The sequence below is a fragment of the Streptomyces sp. NPDC089915 genome (assembly GCF_040684675.1).
Taxonomy (GTDB): Bacteria; Actinomycetota; Actinomycetes; order Streptomycetales; family Streptomycetaceae; genus Streptomyces.
The window spans coordinates 135,169-153,612 of record NZ_JBFBGN010000001.1 but is presented as its reverse complement, the minus strand read 5'-3'; the positions used below and the strand labels follow the sequence as shown (position 1 = coordinate 153,612).

Below are 18,444 nucleotides of genomic sequence, written 5' to 3'. Positions count from 1 at the left end.
GCGAGGCACCGGCCCCTCGGGCCGTTCGGGAGGCGGATCTCAGGCGGCCGCGCCCACCGGCGGCCGGCGCCGCAGGGGACGCATCGCCGACCTCGGCGTCACCGGTACCACCTCGAACGCCCGCGTGGTGCAGGCCACCCGCGTGAACAACCCGTCCTGCCCGGACACGTACAGCCGCTCCACCCCGGCCCCGGCCAGCGAGGCCACCACGTCCGGCCAGCGCACCGTGCGGACGAACCCGTCCAGCAGCATCCCGCGCACCCCCTCGCCGGTGGTCACGAACCGGCCGTCCTGGTCGGCGACCACCGGAAGCCGGGGATCGGACCAGGTCAGCCCGTCGAAGACCTCCGCCGCCACCTGGTCGCGCAGCCCCTCGAAGAGATACGAGTGCATGGGGGGCTTCATCGTGTACATCGACATCCCGCCCAGCGACCGGATCCGGCGCTGGAGCCAGTCCAGTACGGACTCGTGGACGGTCAGCATCGTGAAGTCCTCGTCGACCACGCAGGAGACGTCGTTCCACTCGCCGCGCTCGTCGAGCTCCGCGCGCAGCAGTGCCACCTTCTCCTGCGGCACCCGCGCGATCGACTGGGTCACCAGGGCCGGGTGCTCCCGCCGGAAGTACTCGTCCATCACGGTGGCCAGCCGGGCGGTCATCCGCACCGCGTCGGGGAACTCCAGGACCCCGGAGTGCACCGCCGCGGCGCGCGCGCCGAAGCTGGGCCCCGTCACGAAGGCGGGGGCGATGTCCAGCCGGTCGCCCGCCCAGCGGGCCAGGGCGAGGCAGTTCACCACGAACGAGATCTGCCCGTAGAGCGAGTAGTCGCCCTCCGTCTGCTGGTAGCGGTCGGCCAGCCGGTAGCCGAGCACCTCGTCGGCGATCGCGTACAGCTCGCGCGCGTACGGGTTGACCAGCATGAACCTGGCGACTTCGGAAAAGGCGGTCGGCTGCATCCCGGGGAAGACGATCGCCGAGGACCGCGGGTCCCCGGCCTCGCGCCCGGTGTCGGTGTTGGTGTCCATGAACCGAGCGTCGTCGCGTTCCCGGGCGCCGAGCACCCCTGCCGCCCCCTGAATCGGAAGGCGCGCAAGCGCCCCTTAAGGGCGTCCGGGGACGATCGGCGCGAAGACGAGGTCCGCCAATCCACGGGCCCGCAGACGCGAGGGGATGCCGCGGATGTCAGATTCACGCTTCGCCACCTTCACCGAACTGCTCCGTGCCCGGGCAGCGGAACTCGCCGACGAGGATGTGCACATCTTCCTCCGCGACACGGCCGCCGGGGTGGTGGCCGACCACCTCACGTACGGGGAACTCGACCGGGAGGCCAGACGGATAGCCGCCTGCCTCCAGGAGTACCAGGTCACGGAGCAGCCCGTGCTGCTCGTGTACTCCTCGACCGTCGAGTTCCTCAAGGCCTTCGCCGGCTGCCTCTACGCCGGCGTCGTCGCGGTCCCCGTGCCGCCGCCGGGCGAGGCGGGCCGCGACAAGCGGCTCAACCGCACCACCGCCGTCCTGCAGGACACCGGCGCGAGGGTGGTCCTCACCGAGACGGCCGTCGCCCCCGAGGTCGCGCTCTGGCTCGCCCGCAACTCCCGGTCCGACACGGCCTGCGTGGTCAGCGACGCCCCCGGCACCGGCGACGCCGCCGACTGGCAGCCGGTCAGCGCACGCCAGGACGACCTCGTCTTCCTCCAGTACACCTCCGGCTCGGTCTCCGAACCCCGCGGCGTGACCGTCACCCACCGCAACCTGCTGGCCAACCAGACGGCCCTGCAGAAGCTCCTGCGGACCACCCGCGAGGACCGCTTCGGCAGCTGGCTGCCGTACTTCCACGACATGGGCCTCGTCGCGCACCTGCTGCACCCGATCTGGCTCGGCAGCCTCAGCGTCCAGGTCACCCCGCTCTCCTTCGTCCGCCGTCCGCTGCGCTGGCTCCAGGCCATCGACGCGTACGGAGTCACCGTCGGCGGCGGCCCGAACTTCTGCTACGACCTGTGCGTACGCCGGGTCAAGGACGAGCAGATCGCCGAACTCGACCTGTCCCGCTGGCGCCTGGCCCTCAACGGCGCCGAACCGGTCCGCCCCGAGAGCCTCGACGAGTTCGCCGAGCGCTTCGCCCCCGCCGGATTCCGCCCCGAGGCCCTGCGCCCCTGCTACGGGCTGGCCGAGGCGACCCTGGTCGTCTCCGGCGGCACCCCCGGCACCCCGCACGTCCGCAAGGACTTCGACAAGAGCGCCCTCGAACGCGACCGGGTCGTCGGTGCGGGCACGGACGAGCGGTTCCAGACCCTCATCGGCTGCGGCAGGCCCGTCGACGCCGAAGTGCGCATCGTCGACCCGCTGACCCACCAGGAACTGCCGCCCGGCACGGTCGGGGAGATCTGGGTGCGCGGCTACGGCGTCGCCCGCGGCTACTGGAAGCGGCCCACGGAGACCATCCGCACCTTCCGCGCCTGCCTCAACGACGAGGAGAGCAACTTCCTGCGCACCGGCGACCTCGGCATGTTCGACGACGGCGAGCTGTACGTCACCGGCCGGCTCAAGGAAGTCATCATCATCAACGGCCGCAACGTCTACCCGCAGGACATCGAATGGGCGGCCCGCACCGTCAGCCCCGCCCTGACCTTCGGCGTCGGCGCCGCGTTCTCCGTCGACGCCGGACGCGAGCACCTCGTGCTCATCCAGGAGGTCCGCGGCGCGGGCTCCGCCGAACTGCGCACCGTGGCCCAGCGGATCCAGGCGCTGATCGGCAAGGAGTTCGAGGTCCCCGCGGGCAACGTCCTGCTGGTCCGGCCCGGCACCGTCCGCCGCACCAGCAGCGGCAAGGTGCAGCGCACCCTGATGCGCAAGCTCTTCCTCGACGGCGTGGTCCGCGGTGAGTACGAGGTGCTCACCCCCGACGTATGGGCCCTGGCCCGGGCGGACGACGTGCTGTTCGGCGAAGACCTCCTGCGGCCGGAAGGAGCCGACGGAGGAAGGCGTTGGTGACGTCGCTGCTCGGTGACCCGGCGGTGGTGCAGCAGTGCGAGACCGAGGTACGGGCACGGGTCGCCGAGCTGGAAGCGCTCCTCGGCGACCCCTCCGACCCGGCCAACCCCGTCGGCTACACCGCGCTGCTGGAAGCCGACCGGGCCGCCGTGCCCTTCGCCGCGGGGGAGGCGCTGCTCGACGAGTTCGGGATCACCGACGAGTACGTGCCCCGCTCCCTCGGCGGCCGGCTCGACGGCATGGACACCCTCGTGCGGATCATGCGTCCCGTGCTCCGCCGCGACGTGGGCCTCGCCATGGGCCACGGCATGACCACCTTCATGGCGGCCTCCGACGTGTGGGCCGCCGGGAGCTCCCGCCAGCGGCACTGGCTCGCCGCGCTGCTGCGCGGCGGCGGCAAGGCCGCCATCGCGCAGCACGAGACCGCCCACAGCAACGACTACGTGCGCAGCCAGATCACCGCCCGCCGCAGCCCCCGCGGCTACCTGATCAGCGGCGGCAAGCCGATGGTCAACAACCTGGAACGGGCCGGGGCGCTGGTGCTGTTCTGCCGGACCGACCCCGTCGCGGGCAGCCGCAGCCACTCGGTGGTCCTGCTGGACTCCGAGCAGCTGACGGACGCCCGCACCACCGTGACGGCCCGCCGCACCCACGTCGGGCTGCGCGGCTGCCGATGGGCCGGGGTGGAGTTCGCCGACTCTCCCGTGCCCGAGACCGCCCTGCTGGGCGAGGAGGGCAGCGGCATCGAGACCGCCCTGCGGTCCTTCCAGATCAGCCGTACGGTGATCTCCGCGACGGCCGTCGCCGCGCTCGACACCAGCCTGCGCACCGCGGTCCGCTTCGACCGGGAGAACTCCGGCGGCTGGCAGGGCCGGGGCATCGACGGCCGCACCGGGGCCGCCCTGACCAACGCCTTCGTCAACCTGCTGCTCTACGACAGCCTCGCCGTCGTCGCCACCCGGGCCCTGCACCTGCTGCCCGCCGAGACCAGCGTCTACTCGGCGGCGCTCAAGTACCTGCTGCCGCGGGTGCTCACCGAAACCATGTACGACCTGTCGATCGTCCTCGGCTCAGGCTTCTACACCCGCGAGGGCACCCTCGGCATCTTCCAGAAACACGTCCGGGACGTCCCCGTGCTCAGCCTCGGCCACGCCGGAACGGTCGCCTGCCAGGCCACGGTCATCCCGCAGATGCCGCGGCTGGCCCGCAGCTCCTGGTTCATCGAGGACGAGGCGCCGGCCGGCCTGTTCCGGCTGCGCGGGGAACTGCCCGAGCTGCGCACCGACCGGCTCAGCCTCGCGTGCGGGCGGGACTCCCTCACCGCGTCGATGCTCGTCGTCTGCGCGGGCATCGAGGGCAGCGGCCCCGTGGAACGCGCCCTGCGGACCCTCGCCGGGCAGCTGGTCGAGGAGCTGCGCGACGTACGGCGCAGGGTGCTGCGGCTGGAGGCGGCCGGTGCGGCGGCCACCGCGCAGCCCGCGAAGTTCGCGCTCATGGACCGCTACGCGCTGCTGCTCGCCGCGGCCGCCGTGCTCGGCCTGTGGGACCAGGCCCGCTACGGCCCCGACCCCTTCCTGGCCGACCCGTCCTGGGCCGCCGCCGCACTGCACCGGATCGCCCGGCGGCTGGGCACCCGCGTCGCCGACCTGCCGCCGGAGTGCGAGACACGGATCCGGCACGAGGTCCAGCTCCGCTTCAGCACCCAGATCAGCTACGACCTCTACGCCACCCCCATCCCGGGGTGACCGGCATCCCGGTCCGACCACCGGCAGACACGCACTGAAGGAGCCCCACGATGACCGTTCCCACCAGCCGGGCCACCGCCGTCGGCGCCGCCGCGCCGCACGAGTGGCTGGCGGCGCGCCTGTCCCTGTACCTGCGCCGGACGCCCGAGAGCATCGACCCCACCGTGCCCCTCGCCGAGTACGGCATGGACTCCGTCGCGGCCCTGAGCCTGTGCGGCGACCTGGAGGAGGAGTTCGACCTGGAGGTGGAGCCGACGCTGCTCTGGGACCACCCGACGGTCGAGGCCCTCGTGCGCCACCTGGAACAGGTGCTCCCCGCCGCCGCCCCGGCCGGCACCGTCACCGACGACGCCCTGGCCGACGCCCTGGCGCCCGCGCGGGACCCGCGCTGATGGGGGACATCGCCATCGTCGGGATCGACTGCGCGTTTCCCGGGGCGGCGGGCGTGCAGGCGTACTGGGACCTGCTGATGCGCGGCGGGGCGGGCACCGGCCCGGTCCCCGCGCAGCGCTGGGAGGCCCGGGAGTTCCCCGCCGTCTGCGGCAACGGCGGCTTCATCGACGACGCCGATGTCTTCGACAGCGACTTCTTCTCCGTCACCCCGCGCGAGGCCGCCGCGATGGACCCGCACCACCGGCTGCTGCTGCCCTGCGCCTGGCGGGCCCTGGAGGACTCCGGCCGTGCCCCCGGGGAACTCGCGGGCACCGAGACCGGCGTGTTCGTCGGCGTGATGGGCGGCGAGTGGGGGCGGCTCACCATGAGCGACCTCGCGCGCGTCACCCCGCTGCTCGGTGCCGGCAGCAGCGCCGGCATGGCCGCCAACCGGATCTCGTACCACTTCAACTTCACCGGCCCGAGCCTGGCCGTCGACACCGCCTGCTCTTCGTCCCTCGTCGCCGTCCACCTCGCCGCCTCCTCCCTGCTCACCGGGGAGTGCGACACCGCCCTGGCCGGCGGGGCCAACATCGTCCTGTCGCCTTCGCTGGGCCTGGTCTACGAACAGCTCGGCCTGGCCGCGCCCGACGGCCGCTGCAAGCCGTTCAGCGCGGACGCCGACGGCATCGGCCGCAGCGACGGTGTCGGCCTGGTCGTCCTGCGCCGCCTGGAGGACGCGCTCGCCGACGGGCAGCGGATCTACGCCGTCCTGCGCGGCAGCGCCGTCAACCAGGACGGCCGCAGCAACGGCGTCATCGCCCCCAACCGCTGGTCGCAGCAGCGGGTGCTGGGCTCCGCGTACCGCCGGGCCGGCGTCACCCCGGACCGGGTCGCCTTCGTGGAGGCGCACGGTACCGGGACCGTGCTCGGCGACGCCATCGAGTGCGCGGCGCTCGGCGCGGTGCACGGCGTCCCCCGCGACACCCCCTGCGCGATCGGCTCCGTCAAGGGCAACCTCGGCCACACCGAGGGCGCGGCGGGCATCGCCGGTCTCATCAAGACCGCCCTCGCCCTGCACCACCGCATCGTCCCCGCCAGCCTCTTCGCCGACCGCGAGAACCCCCGGCTGCGGCTCGGCGAACGCGGGCTGCGACTGCTCAAGTCCCCGATGCGGCTGCCGCGCGGGGAAAGCCTCGCCGGCGTCAGCAGCTTCGGCATGGGCGGCACCAACGCCCACGCCCTCCTCGCCACGGCCCCCCGCACCCCGCTCGCCGCGGGCGCCCGCACCGCCCCCGCCCGGGACGCCGTCGGCGTCTTCACCGTCACCGGCGACACCCCCGACGCGCTGCGCCGCAACCTGGCCGCGCAGGCCGAAGCGGTGGCCCGGCGCCCGCGCGGCGGCGCCGCCGCGCTGTGCTGGAGCAGCAACCGCGTCAAGACCGGCCTGCCGCACCGGTTCGCCGTCACCGTGCGCGACACCGGCGAACTGGCGGACGCCCTGCGGGAGGCGGCCGAACGGCCGGAGACCGCGGCGGGTGCCGCCCGGCCCTGGGGGCGTCCCGTCGTCGCCTTCCTGTTCACCGGCCAGGGCACCGAACACCCCGGCATGACGGCCCGGCTGCACCGCGAATCCCCGGCCTACCGCCGCCACCTGGACGAGGCCGACGCGGCCCTCGCCCCGTACCTGGGCACCTCCGTGCGCGAACTGATCCTCGGCGGGGACGAGCGCGTCCACCGCTCCGAGTTCGCCCAGCCGGCCCTGTTCGCCGTCGGCTACGCCCTCGCCCGCACCCTCACCACCCTCGGCGTCACCCCGGCCGCCGTACTCGGCCACAGCCTCGGCGAGTACGCGGCGGCCGTCACCGCCGGAGCCCTCGGCCTCGACGAGGCGGCCCGGCTGGTGGTCCGGCGCGGGGAGCTGATGAGCGACCTGCCCCGGGGCGGCGGAATGATCGCGGTGGCCGCCGGCCCCGACGACCTCGCCGAGATGCGGGCCCGGGAGCCCGGCACGGTGGTGGCCGCGCTCAACGGTCCCGCCGACACCGTCCTGTCCGGCCCGCTCGACGCGCTCGCCCGGATCACCAAGGACCTCACCGCCCGCGGCGTACGGGTCCGGCGGCTGCCCGTCGCCCACGCCTTCCACTCACCCCTGCTGGCCCCGGCCGCCGCGGAGCTGCGTACCGCGGCCGTGCGCTGCGCACCGCCCGCCGTACCCCTGGCCTCGACCCGGTACGGCCGGATGCTGCGCCACGAACCCATGGACGCCGACTACTGGGCGGACCAGATCGAGGAGCCCGTGCTCATGGACACCGCGCTGGGGGCGCTCGTCTCGGACATCGCCCCCACCCACCTGATCGAGATCGGCCCGCGCAGCCAGCTGCTCCAGATCGCCGCCCGCGGCGGCCGCGCCCCCGGCGTGGAGTTCCTGCACCCCGCCCCGGGCGAGGACGCGAGCGGCCGGGACCTCGCCGACACCCTCGCGGCGCTCCACCGCTGCGGGCTCGACCCGTTCTGGGAGGAGCTGTACGCACCCGGGCACCGGGTGGCCGAGCCCCTGCCCCCGTACGTCTTCTCCACCGCGCACCGCTACGGGCACCGGCAGCCGCCCCACGCCGCCCCGCAGCAGCCCGCGCCCCCCCCCCCCCCCGCCCCCGCCCCCCTGCGGGCCGTACCCTCCCCGGCCGACGAGGACCGTGCCGGCTCCGCGCCCGGTGCCTGCGGCCGCGCCGCCGACGACCCCGTGCTGCTCGCCGTGGTCGAGGCCGTCACCGAGGTCGGCGGCTACCCCCGCGAGCGCGTGGTGCGCGAGGCCCGCTTCCACGAGGACCTCGGCTTCGACTCGGTGATGATCATGCAGCTCAAGAACCGCGTCGAAGCCCGGCTGCCCCGGGTCGGCGAGGTCTCCGTCCAGCAGTTGCTGCCCGCCCTGTGTTCCGTCGGCACGCTCGCCGAGTTCCTCGGCGAGGTCATCATGGTGAGGTCGGCATGAGCGGGGGAGACACGGTCTACATCGCCGCGACCGGCACCGCGCTGCCCGGCGACGCGGTGGACAACGCCGCGCTCGGCAAGCTGCTCGGGGTCAGCGAGGAGTGGATCGACATCTTCGTCGGCACCAGGACCCGGCACTTCGGCTGGGACCCGGTCACCGGCGAGGTCCGCGGCACCCTCGCCGACCTGTGCGCCGAAGCCGGCGCCCAGGCCCTGCACGCCTCGGGCCTCGGCCCCGCCGACATCGAGTTCGTGGTCCTCGCGACCGCCACCCCCGACCTGCTGCTGCCGACCACCGCCACCGACGTGGCCGACCGGCTGGGCCTGAGCCACCTGCCCGTCTTCCAGATCCAGGCGGGCTGTTCCGGCGCCGTCCAGGCCCTCGACCTCGGCCGCACCCTGATCCTCGGCGGCCGCCGGGCGGGACTGGTCCTCGGCGGGGACGTCACCCACCGCTTCCTGGGTCCCCGCGGCGACACCGCCCGCATGCCCACCGAGGAACTGGTCAACTACGTCCTGTTCGGGGACGGAGCCGGGGCCGCGGTCCTCACCGACGAACCCGAGGGCGAACGGATCGCCATCCGCTCGGTGCTGAACTCCTGGACCGGCCAGGGGCGCCGGCCCGGCCAGGTCCTGGACTGGTACGGCACCACCGACCGCCACTCGGACCGGCGGATGCTCGCCGAGGACTACAAGGCCATCGAGGAACAGGTCCCGCCGATCTCCGCCGAGATCCTCTGGGAACTGCTCGGCGGCCTCGGCTGGGACCTCGCCGACCTCGGCTTCCTGCTGCCGCCCCAGCTCTCCGAGCGGATGACCGCCCGGATCATGGAACGGCTCCCCGCCACCCCGGCCCGCGAGATCTCCTGCGTCTCCGAGACCGGCAACACCGGCAACGCGCTGCCCTTCCTGCAACTCGACAGACTGCTGCCCGAGTTCACCACCGGATCGCGGGCGATCGCCCTGTGCGTGGAATCCAGCCGCTGGATCAGGGCCGGGTTCGCGCTGGAGAAGGTGTGAGGCGGCGATGACCACGGGACTGGAACGGCTGCGCGAACTACGCGCGCAGGGGCTGCTGGAGAAGGCCTACGACCAGGTGCCGGCCCTGCTCGCCGAGGAGGACGACCCGGCCGGCGCCCGCACCGGAGCCGAAGGGCCGGCCGCCGGGGCGGGCCGGCTGCTCGCCGGACTCGACCCCGACGCCGTGCTCGGACACCACCCCGGCACGCCCGTCGTGACGGTCGCCGTCACCGGCCAGTCCACCGTGGGCCAGGTCGTCGCCCCCCTCACCGGCGAACTCGCCCGCCACGGGATGCTGGTGAGGCCCGTCGTGGGCGAGTACGGCACCTTCCTGCGCGACCTCACCGACCCCGGCAGCGCCCTGCGCACCGCCGAGCCCGACCTCACCCTCTGCCTGCTCGACGCCGAAACCCTGTTCTCGCAGGTCCCGGCGGTCTGGCGGCCCGAGGACGTGGAAACGGCCGCGGCGGCGGCGCTGAACCGGTGCGCCGCCATGGCCGACGCGGTCCCCGCCACCCTCGTGCTCAACACCGTCCCGCTGCCCCGCACCTACAGCCACCAGCTCGTCGACCACCGCTCCCGGGCCCGGCTCGGCGCCGTGTGGCGGGAGTTCAACGCCCGCCTGCTGCGCCTGACCGAGTCCGCGCCCCGGCTGGTGGTCATCGACCTCGATCCCCTCATCGGCGCGGGCGGCCCGGTCACCGACCCCCGCCTGGCCCGCTACGCGAAGGTCCAGCTCGGCGCGGAACTCCTCGCGGCGTACGCCCGCGAAGTCGCCCACCTGGCACGGGCCCTGCGGGGCCGGATCCGCAAGTGCCTGGTGCTCGACCTCGACAACACCCTGTGGGACGGCGTGCTCGGTGACGACGGCCCCGACGGCATCGCGGCGGCCGGCACCCTGCGCGGCGAGGCCTTCGGCGCCTTACAGCGGTGCGTGAAACAGCTCGGCTCCCAGGGCGTGCTCCTCGCGGTCAGCAGCAAGAACGACGAGGGGACCGTCCGCGAGACCCTCCGCAACCACCCCGACCTGCTGCTGCGCGAGGACGACTTCGTCCGGATCAACGCCAACTGGCGCCCCAAGGACGGCAATCTCGCGGACATCGCCCGGCAGCTGGACATCGGGACCGACGCCCTCGTCTTCGCCGACGACTCGCCCGCCGAGCGGGCCCAGGTACGCCTCGGCGCGCCCGCGGCGGCCGTCGTGCCGCTCGACGGGGAACCCGCGCTGCACGTGACCCGGCTGCTCGCGGACGGCTGGTTCGACACCCTGAGCCTCACCGACGAGGACCGGGCCAGGACCGGCGAGTACCACCGCCAGCGCGAACGCCGCGCCCTGCACGAGAACTCCGGCTCGCACGAGGAGTTCCTGCGCGCCCTGGAGGTCACCGTGGGCCTCGGCCCGCCGCGGCCCCACGAGTTCGCCCGGGTCTCCCAGCTCACCTTGCGCACCAACCAGTTCAACCTGACCGGAGGCGGCCTCGCCGAGTCGGAGGTGGCCGCCCTCGCGGACCGCCCCGGCCGGCTGCTGCTCGCCGCCCGCAGTGCCGACCGGTTCGGCGACAACGGGCTGGTCGGAGCGGTACTGGGCACGATCGGCGACGGCGTGCTGCGGCTGGACAACATGTGGCTCAGCTGCCGGGTGCTCGGCCGCGGCGTCGAACAGGCCTGCCTCGCCCTGCTGCTGGAGCACGCGCGGCACGACCGCGGGCTGTCCGCCGTGACGGGCCGCTACACACCCACCGCGCGCAACGGGCGCGTCCGCGACCTCTACCCGTCCTGCGGCTTCGCACCGTCCTCGGCTCCGGCGGGACCCGGGGGCGCGGTGGAGTTCCACCATGATCTGGCACGGGTGCCGGTCGTTCCCGCACACGTGCGCATCACCGAAACCCTGGGGAGAAGGCCGGCGGATGAGTCTCGATAGCGTCGACGGGTTCCTGAGCATGGTCCGCGAAGACCTCGGCCTGCACCTCGACGGCCCGGCGGGCGCGGACACCGCACTGGTGGACCTGCCCGGCTGGGATTCCCTCAACCTGCTCCGGCTGGTGGCGCTCCTGGAGGAGTCCGGCCACCGGGTGCCGGTGCACCGTCTGCTGGAGGCGCACAGCCTCCGCGACGTCCACACCCTCGTGAAGGAGTACGGATGACCGCCCCGGGCAGCCCCACGCTCGGCCCTCCGCTCGGCGAACCCGTCGCCGTGGCCGCCGGGGGAGAGTCGTGGGACCGGGTCCGGGAGGACCTCGCCACCCATGGAACGGCCCTGGTCTACGCGTGGCTCGAGGACCTGGAGCCCGGTCTGCCGTCCGGTGACGGGCTGCGCGAGCTGCTCGGCCGGGACTGGACGCGCTACCTCGACCTGACCCACGCCGACGTCCGCGGCCGCTACATCGCCTCCCGGGCGCTGCTGAAGTACGCGGCCGGCGCCGTGCTGGCCAGCGATCCCGCAGACCTGGAGCTGGCCTACGGGCCGACCGGGCGCCCCTACCTGCGCGGCTGCGACCAGATCGACATCAGCCTCAGCCACACCGAGGACCTGCTGCTGGTCGGCCTGACCACCTGCGGCCTGATCGGCGTGGACGCCGAGCGCGCCGACCGCGAGATGTACAACGGCGGCCTCGGCCGGCACATCTGCACCCCGTACGAGTCGGTGCTGCTCTCCGGGATGCCGCAGGAGGAGCGCAACGGGGCGCTGGTGCGGCTGTGGACGCTCAAGGAGGCGTACAGCAAGGCCATCGGGCAGGGCATGCAGTTCCGGTTCACCGAGTTCGGCTTCGGCCCGGACGGCAGGCCCGTACGCGTCCAGCGGCCGGACGGCACGGCGGGCACCGGAGACGAGTGGATCTTCCGGACCTTCCCGCTGGACGGCGGCTACGTGATCAGCGCCGCCGTGTACGACGCGGGCTTCGGCCGCCTCCAGGACGCCCACGTCACGACGATGCTCGACCAGGACTGCGTGGACGCGATCACCGAGGCGCTCGACGGCGACACCGGCTGGTGACGGCCCGGCGGGAGCGGGCGCGCGGGGCCGTCACCGGGTCCCCGGCCCGGTCAGCCGATCGGCGGGAGCACCCCGCCGGACTGCATCTCCCGCCGCGCGGCGTTGTAGCCCGCCTGGAACCGGCTGGTGGCCTCCAGTTCCTCGGTGATGTCGGCGATGTGCCGGCGGCAGGTGCGCACCGACATGCCGAGCCGGCGGGCGACCATCTCGTCCTTGTAGCCGTTGGCCATCAGCCGGATGATCGACCATCTGAGCTCGTCGGAGGAGGCCGCGGACCGCTGGCTCTCCACGACGTACGGGGACGCGCCGTCCCACAGGTACTCGAAGACCGAGCACAGGAACGCCACCAGGGTCGGCTCGCGCACGATCGCCGCGCCGGGGGCGCGCTCGCCGCAGGAACGTTCTGGCAGGAAGGCGACCTCACGGTCGTAGATGATGAGCCGGTCGATGACCTCGTCGGCGGTGCGGATCTCGGCGCCGTGGTGGGTGACGTCGCGGACGTAGGAGCGCGTGGGCAGGTCGTTGCGCGCGGTGTGCTGGTAGATGGTCCGGATCCGCACCCCGCGCGCGAGGGTCGACAGCGCCGCCTGCCGGGCGTTGGCGAGGAGATCGGCGGGGCGGGCACCGCCCGGTTGGACGGTGAGCATCTCGCTGTTGCAGTTCTGGGTCAGGTGATTGAGCATCGCCTGGATCCGGGGGACGTCCGTGATGATGTCGAAGGCCTCCAGCCGGTTGCGCAGCCTGCGCCCCTCGAAGTACAGCGGGGTGAGGGCGAGCAGCTTGGCCCGTACGTCGGTGACGGCCTGTTGGAGATCGCGGATGTGCCGTTCGGCCGGCGCGACCAGCGACGCGGCCGCCACATCCGGTGTCACCGGGGTCAGTTCGGACGGGTTGCCCGGCATGGACTGCAACAGCCGGACGCCGCACAGCACCTGCTCCACCCGGGCGATCTCCGCCTCGGAGAGGGACAGTTGCTCGGCGATGTGCTCGCGGACGAACCGGCCCGATTCGACCGCCAGTCCGTACGCGGTGGCACTGACGTCGTCCAGCTCTGCGAAGCCCGAATCCGAGCCCTCCCCTGCGAACATGTCAGCCCCCACTGATCGATGTAATTGCTGCCACGTAACTTTACGCCAGCGTGCGGCCCTTGGCGCGAATGATCGATATCAAGCACTCTATTCCCATCACCGAGGCGCACCAAAGCCGGAAAATCCGGGCGAAGGGGTGCGGCGATGTGGAATCTGGCCGTCGACTGGGGGATGACGTGAGGGCAATTTCCGGCAAATTCTTTTCGATCTGCTTGACTGTACTCGCCGGTATAGTTTTGGCCATCATGGGGGCGCAGTTCATGTCCGGGGCAGCGGTAGAGACCAGCGCGTCAAGCCTGTCCTTCGGCATCGCCGGGCAGGGCGGCGCCGACGGCGTCACCGCGGTCCTGCGGGACGATCAGTGGGGATGACCCGCCACCGCCGGTAGTCCCGGTCAGCGAGCGCTCCCCGCGTGAACGACGCGGGGGGCGCTTCGCCGTTCCCGGGCTCCCGCGGCGACCGGGCGCGCCGCCGGCACCGCGATCGCGCTCAGCAGCACCCCGTCCCGCGCCGACCAGCGCCCGCTGAACGAGGTGGGCCCGGCGGGGGACAGGCTCCCCGGGTCCGGCAGCAGCCGGGCGTGGAAGGTCTCCTGCGTCGCGTCGATGCCGACCAGGGCGTCGGTGAAGTCCAGCTCCTGCCCCGTGAGCGGGAACCACGTCTTGTAGACGGCCTCCTTGATGCTGAACAGCAGCCGGTCCCAGGCGATCTCCGGCTCTGCCCGTGCCAGCTCCCGCGTCCGGCGCAGTTCACGCGGCAGCGCGATCGACTCCAGCACCCCCTCGGGCAGGACGGTGTTGGTCTCCGCGTCGATCCCGACCGCCGCGAAGTCCGCGGAGCGGGCCAGCGCCACTCCCCGGAAGCCGGCGCAGTGCGTCATCGACCCCACGACCGACGGCGCCCACTGCGGGGCACCCCGGTGCCCCGGCACGACCGCGGCCGGAGGCAGCCCCAGCGACTCCATCGCCCGCCGGGCGCACCAGCGGACGGTGCCGAACTCCAGGCGCCGCTTGGGGACGGCGCTGCTGATCAAGGCTTCCTCCTCGGGGTAGAGGAAGACGTCGGCCGGGTCGGCGGTGGCCTCGGCGGTGGCGACAGTCGCCGGCAGGAGCTTCGTGAGCACGGCATTCCCTCTGGTCGGAGTGTCGGTGGGGGTGTCGGTCTGACACGTCCCACGCTGCCGTCGCCCCGCCGCCACGGCCAGCGGCGAGAGCTCCGCCCGACCCGATCGGGCCCCGGAAGGCGCCCGCGCCGCCAGGGGACTGTCATCCGAGGGCCCCTCCGCCCGCCCCCTGCCGGGTCGCTGTCAGGGTCCCCGGGGGCATTGCCATACCCCTGTCATGGGCCGGCCGCGGAGGCCCCCGTCACCGCACGCGGAGCCGGAGTGCCGGGCGATTGAGGGGAGGGCAGGGGTGTTCGGTGCTGCTGAAGCCGTGCAATCTCGGGGAATGCCGCACGGAAACCTCATGGGCATCAGCGATCTCCATGTCGCATTCCCCGAGAACCGCAAGATCGTCGAGGAGCTCTATCCCGACAGCCCCGCCGACTGGATCGTCGTCGCCGGGGACGTCGGAGAGTCGCCGGACGATCTGGAATGGGTGCTTGACCGGCTCACCAGGCGATACGCGACCGTGGTCTGGGCCCCCGGGAACCACGACCTGTGGACCCTGCGCGACGACCCCCACCCCCTGCGCGGCGAGGCCCGCTACCGGCGGCTCGTCGAGATCTGCCGCTCCCTCGGCGTCCACACCCCCGAGGACCCGTACCCCGTCTGGGCGGGCCCCGGCGGCCCCCTCGTCGTCGCCCCCCTCTTCCTGCTCTACGACTACACCTTCCGCACCCCCGCCGCGGCCACCAAGGAGCAGGCCCTCGAACAGGCCTACGAGGCAGGGGTGGTGTGCAGCGACGAGTTCATGCTGCACCCCGACCCGTACCCCACGCGCGAGGCCTGGTGCCGGGCCCGGGTCGCCGCCACCGAACAGCGGCTGGCCGCCGGCGACCCCGAGCTGCGCACCGTCCTGGTCAACCACTTCCCGCTGGTGCGCAGCCCCACCCGGATCCTGCGCCACCCCGAGTTCGCCCAGTGGTGCGGGACCGAGCTGACCGCCGACTGGCACGTCCGGTTCCGGGCCGCGGCCGTCGTCTACGGACACCTCCACATCCCCCGCACCACCTGGCACGACGGCGTGCGCTTCGAGGAGGTCTCCGTCGGCTACCCCCGCGAGTGGCGCACCCCCGGACACCCGCGCAACGTGCCCCGCCTGATCTTCCCCGGCTGAGCTCCCCGGGCCCCCGCCGCGGGGATTGCTGCCTGGCAGCTTCCGGACACCGTGAGGCTCCCGGCCCCGGCCTACACTGAGCATGAATTCTCGCTCTAGCATTGCTCAATTCGTCCTGTATTCGATTTCGTTCAATTCGCCGAACGTGCGGATCGGGGACACTGGGGGACTCTTATGGTGCTGTTCCGACGTGCCGAGGAACTATCCGTTGCCCACGCTCAGCTCGACGGCTGCGCGGCCGGAAACGCCGGATTACTGCTCATTGAAGGCGCCGTCGGATGCGGAAAGAGCGAATTCCTCGAAACCGTTGCCGGACATGCCGATTCCCGCGGGTTCGTCGTACTGCGCGGTATGGGGACCGTTGCCGAAGGCGTCCATCCGCTGGGCGTACTGCGTCAGTTGACCGCCGGTTCCCCGCCCGGCTCCCTGCCCGCCCCGCCGCCGGAGCCCGACGCCGGACGCGTCGAGGCCATGCAGCTCTTCGCCGCGGCCGTCCGCGAACTGAGCACCACCGCACCGGTGGTCATCTGCGTCGACGACCTGCACCACGTGGACGAGCTCTCCAGCCGCTACCTGCTGCACCTCGCCCGGGGCGCCCGGCAGGCACGGATCCTGCTGGTGGTCGCCGAGTCCGTCCACGAACGCAGCGACGACCCGCTCTTCCGCACCGAACTCCTGCGGCTGCCCCACTTCGTGCGGCTGTGCCTGGAACGCTTCGGCCCCGAAGCCATCCGCGCCATGCTCCCGGACCGCCCCGAGGCCGAAGCCGCACGCCTGCACCGGGCCAGCGGCGGCAACCCGCTGCTGCTGCGCGCCCTGCTCCAGGACCCGCAGATCCACCCCGGCGACGCCTACACCCAGGCGGTACTCGCCTGCCTGCACCGCTGCGGCCCCGCCAGCACCGAACTGGCCGAGGCGATCGCCGTACTCGGCGCCCTGGCGAGCCCCGCGCACATCGCCAGGCTGAGCGGCACCACCGAGACCGCCGCCGCCCGCGCCGTCGCGGCCCTGGACGCGGCAGGCCTGCTCGACGGCCCGCGCGGCTTCCGTCACCCCGCGGCCCGCGACACCGTGCTGGACCGGATGAACCCCGCGGCCCGGGCGTCCCTGCACCACGAAGCCGCCCTGCTGGCCCGCGCGTCGGGTGCCCCCGACACCGAGGTGGCACGGCAGCTCCTGGCCGCCCGGCACACCCGCGAGGACTGGGCCCTGCCCGTGCTGCGCTCCGCCGCCGACCAGTACCTCGCCGACGGCGTCCTCGCCGAGGCCGCCGCCCTCCTCCAACTCGCCCACGAGGCCTGCCCCGACGACGCCCGGCGGGCCGAGGTCAGCGTCCGGCTCAGCGCCGTCGCGGCCCGCACCGACCCCGCCGCCGCCGAACGCCACCTCGTGGAACCCCTGGCCGGCCTCGCCGAGGGAAAGCTCAGCCCGCACACCCTCGGCCCACTCGCCCGCGTCCTCGCCGCCCAGGGCCGCATCGACGAGTCCGCGGACGTACTCGAACGCCTGGCCGCCGGCGACGGACGGCGCCCGGGCCACGACCGCCGGCCCGGCGACATCCCCGGGGACGACCCCCTGGACGGCCTCTCCGCGTTCCCCCAGTGGGCCGCCCCGGGCCGCCCCGGCGCCCTCGGCCGGCCCCCGGCCGGTCCGGCCGGCCGCTCCGCACGCACCGCCGTGCACTCCGCTGCCCTGTGGGCGCTCCCCACGGAACCGGAGGAAGGCGCGGCCGCCCACGCCGCCGAACTGTTCCTGCGCGGCGCCACCCTCGCCGAGGGCACCGTGGAACCCGTCGTCCAGGCGCTGCGCACCCTGCTCCACCTCGAAGGCGCCACCCGGGCCCTGCCCTGGTGCGAGCTGTTCGTCCGGCAGGCGCAGCAGCGCGGCGCCACCGGCTGGCAGGCCGTGTTCGCCGGCCTGCTCGCGGAGGCACGGCTGCGCAAGGGGGACCTCACCGGCGCCGCGGAAACGGCCGAGGGAGCCCTGCGGGCCGTACCCGAGCGCGGCGGCAGCATCCAGTTGAGCGGAGTCGCGGGCACGCTGGTGCGGGCCTTCACCGCCATGGGCCGCCCCGAGGAGGCGGCGGCCGTCCTGAGCCGGCCCGTCCCCGCGAACCTGGCCGGCAGCATCCACGGACTCGGCTACCTCCGCGCCCGCGGCCACCACGCGCTGGCGACGAGCCGCTTCCACGCCGCCCTGGGCGACTTCCTCGACATCGGCCGCCACATGAAGCGCTGGGGCCTCGACCGGCCCAGGGTCCTGCCCTGGCGGGCCGACGCCGCCGAGGCCCTGATCCGCCTCGGCGAGACGCACCAGGCGGAGCGGTTCCTCGCGGACCAGCTCACCACCCGCGACGCCGCCGACCCCTGGGTGCGCGGCATGTCGCTGCGGCTGCGCGCCTCGCTGTGCGAGCCGAGGGAACGCCAGGCGATGCTGGCCAAGGCCGTCGACGACCTGCACCGCTCGGGCGACCAGTACGAACTGGCCCGCGCCATGACCGACTTCGGCCAGGTCCTGCGCGAACTGGGCGAACCGGCCCGCGCGGCCATGGTCAACCGCCGGGCCTGGCACGTGGCCAAGGAGTGCGGAGCCGAGGCGCTCTGCGTCAAGATCCTCCCGGGGCGCACCGGCGACGGCCCCGGCCCCGGCGAGGAGACCGACGCACCGGACGCCGACCTCGTGGCGAGCCTCAGCGACTCGGAGAAGCGCGTCGCCCTGCTCGCGGTGCACGGACACACCAACCGCGAGATCGCGCAGAAGCTCTACATCACCGTCAGCACCGTCGAGCAGCACCTGACCCGGGTCTACCGCAAGCTCGACATCCCCGGCCGGCAGTCCCGGCCGGCCGACTTCCACCTGGGGGTGACCGAGCTCGTCTGAGCCGCACCCGCCCGCCCCGCCCGCCCCGCCCCGGCCGAACGCGCCGCGGGCGGGCGCGGCCGGGGCGGGCGGGTGCGGGCATGGC

The 18,444-nt window shown here is 73.7% G+C and carries 14 protein-coding genes; 11 read left to right on the top strand and 3 right to left on the bottom strand.

What is annotated here, in order from left to right; translation table 11 throughout:
• Positions 1–39 precede the first annotated feature (39 nt).
• Positions 40–1,023, bottom strand: coding sequence for an ACP S-malonyltransferase (locus AB0O29_RS00660; RefSeq protein ID WP_365143814.1), 984 nt, complete (start codon positions 1,021–1,023; stop codon positions 40–42).
• 154 nt (positions 1,024–1,177) lie between these two features.
• Here AB0O29_RS00660 and AB0O29_RS00655 point away from each other — a divergent pair, with 154 nt between their 5' ends.
• The 8 genes from AB0O29_RS00655 to AB0O29_RS00620 are packed head-to-tail and all read left to right on the top strand — an operon-like array spanning position 1,178 to position 12,112.
• A complete protein-coding gene (locus tag AB0O29_RS00655) occupies positions 1,178–2,989 on the top strand; it encodes a fatty acyl-AMP ligase (RefSeq protein WP_365143811.1) in 1,812 nt (603 codons plus the stop codon).
• Complete coding sequence (locus AB0O29_RS00650) at positions 2,986–4,734, top strand: acyl-CoA dehydrogenase (protein ID WP_365143808.1); 1,749 nt, start codon at positions 2,986–2,988, stop codon at positions 4,732–4,734. The genes AB0O29_RS00655 and AB0O29_RS00650 overlap by 4 nt, the downstream gene beginning before the upstream one ends.
• A 50-nt stretch (positions 4,735–4,784) precedes the next feature.
• Positions 4,785–5,126: an acyl carrier protein gene (locus AB0O29_RS00645; protein WP_365143805.1), complete on the top strand. Its 342-nt coding sequence runs from the start codon at positions 4,785–4,787 to the stop codon at positions 5,124–5,126.
• Positions 5,126–8,098 (top strand): beta-ketoacyl synthase N-terminal-like domain-containing protein, encoded by a 2,973-nt coding sequence (locus tag AB0O29_RS00640; protein WP_365143802.1) that lies wholly within the window; start codon positions 5,126–5,128, stop codon positions 8,096–8,098. Before AB0O29_RS00645 ends, AB0O29_RS00640 begins: the two co-directional genes overlap by 1 nt.
• Positions 8,095–9,117, top strand: a complete 1,023-nt coding sequence (locus AB0O29_RS00635; RefSeq protein ID WP_365143799.1) for a 3-oxoacyl-ACP synthase III family protein — start codon at positions 8,095–8,097, stop codon at positions 9,115–9,117. Before AB0O29_RS00640 ends, AB0O29_RS00635 begins: the two co-directional genes overlap by 4 nt.
• A gap of 7 nt (positions 9,118–9,124) precedes the next feature.
• Positions 9,125–11,038 carry an HAD-IIIC family phosphatase gene (locus tag AB0O29_RS00630; protein ID WP_365143796.1) on the top strand — a complete coding sequence of 638 codons (1,914 nt, stop codon included), beginning with the start codon at positions 9,125–9,127 and terminating at the stop codon, positions 11,036–11,038.
• Complete coding sequence (locus tag AB0O29_RS00625) at positions 11,025–11,261, top strand: phosphopantetheine-binding protein (RefSeq protein WP_365143793.1); 237 nt, start codon at positions 11,025–11,027, stop codon at positions 11,259–11,261. Before AB0O29_RS00630 ends, AB0O29_RS00625 begins: the two co-directional genes overlap by 14 nt.
• Entirely contained in the window at positions 11,258–12,112 is an 855-nt protein-coding gene (locus tag AB0O29_RS00620) for a 4'-phosphopantetheinyl transferase superfamily protein (protein WP_365143790.1), read from the top strand. The genes AB0O29_RS00625 and AB0O29_RS00620 overlap by 4 nt, the downstream gene beginning before the upstream one ends.
• Positions 12,113–12,162: 50 nt before the next feature.
• Here AB0O29_RS00620 and AB0O29_RS00615 read toward each other — a convergent pair whose 3' ends face one another.
• The gene (locus AB0O29_RS00615; RefSeq protein WP_365143787.1) at positions 12,163–13,200 is read right to left on the bottom strand and encodes a helix-turn-helix domain-containing protein; all 1,038 of its coding nucleotides are present in this window, start codon (positions 13,198–13,200) and stop codon (positions 12,163–12,165) included.
• 59 nt (positions 13,201–13,259) lie between these two features.
• Between AB0O29_RS00615 and AB0O29_RS00610 the strand changes: the two genes are divergently transcribed.
• A complete protein-coding gene (locus tag AB0O29_RS00610; protein ID WP_365143784.1) occupies positions 13,260–13,571 on the top strand; it encodes a hypothetical protein in 312 nt (103 codons plus the stop codon).
• Positions 13,572–13,594: 23 nt separating this feature from the next.
• On the opposite strand, the gene AB0O29_RS00605 is transcribed toward AB0O29_RS00610, so the two are convergent.
• Positions 13,595–14,323 (bottom strand): 4'-phosphopantetheinyl transferase superfamily protein, encoded by a 729-nt coding sequence (locus tag AB0O29_RS00605; protein ID WP_365143781.1) that lies wholly within the window; start codon positions 14,321–14,323, stop codon positions 13,595–13,597.
• Positions 14,324–14,666: 343 nt separating this feature from the next.
• Here AB0O29_RS00605 and AB0O29_RS00600 point away from each other — a divergent pair, with 343 nt between their 5' ends.
• A complete protein-coding gene (locus AB0O29_RS00600) occupies positions 14,667–15,479 on the top strand; it encodes a metallophosphoesterase (protein ID WP_365143778.1) in 813 nt (270 codons plus the stop codon).
• Positions 15,480–15,653: 174 nt separating this feature from the next.
• Positions 15,654–18,359 carry an AAA family ATPase gene (locus tag AB0O29_RS00595; protein WP_365143775.1) on the top strand — a complete coding sequence of 902 codons (2,706 nt, stop codon included), beginning with the start codon at positions 15,654–15,656 and terminating at the stop codon, positions 18,357–18,359.
• The last annotated feature ends 85 nt before the right edge of the window (positions 18,360–18,444 follow it).

Excerpts from the sequence above, each read along its gene's own strand:
- AB0O29_RS00660 (WP_365143814.1), bottom strand. The coding sequence starts at position 1,023 with ATGGACACCAACACCGACACCGGGCGCGAGGCCGGGGACCCGCGGTCC.
- AB0O29_RS00655 (WP_365143811.1), top strand. The coding sequence starts at position 1,178 with ATGTCAGATTCACGCTTCGCCACCTTCACCGAACTGCTCCGTGCCCGG.
- AB0O29_RS00645 (WP_365143805.1), top strand. The coding sequence starts at position 4,785 with ATGACCGTTCCCACCAGCCGGGCCACCGCCGTCGGCGCCGCCGCGCCG.
- AB0O29_RS00640 (WP_365143802.1), top strand. The coding sequence starts at position 5,126 with ATGGGGGACATCGCCATCGTCGGGATCGACTGCGCGTTTCCCGGGGCG.
- AB0O29_RS00635 (WP_365143799.1), top strand. The coding sequence starts at position 8,095 with ATGAGCGGGGGAGACACGGTCTACATCGCCGCGACCGGCACCGCGCTG.
- AB0O29_RS00630 (WP_365143796.1), top strand. The coding sequence starts at position 9,125 with ATGACCACGGGACTGGAACGGCTGCGCGAACTACGCGCGCAGGGGCTG.
- AB0O29_RS00625 (WP_365143793.1), top strand. The coding sequence starts at position 11,025 with ATGAGTCTCGATAGCGTCGACGGGTTCCTGAGCATGGTCCGCGAAGAC.
- AB0O29_RS00620 (WP_365143790.1), top strand. The coding sequence starts at position 11,258 with ATGACCGCCCCGGGCAGCCCCACGCTCGGCCCTCCGCTCGGCGAACCC.
- AB0O29_RS00615 (WP_365143787.1), bottom strand. The coding sequence starts at position 13,200 with ATGTTCGCAGGGGAGGGCTCGGATTCGGGCTTCGCAGAGCTGGACGAC.
- AB0O29_RS00600 (WP_365143778.1), top strand. The coding sequence starts at position 14,667 with ATGGGCATCAGCGATCTCCATGTCGCATTCCCCGAGAACCGCAAGATC.
- AB0O29_RS00595 (WP_365143775.1), top strand. The coding sequence starts at position 15,654 with ATGGTGCTGTTCCGACGTGCCGAGGAACTATCCGTTGCCCACGCTCAG.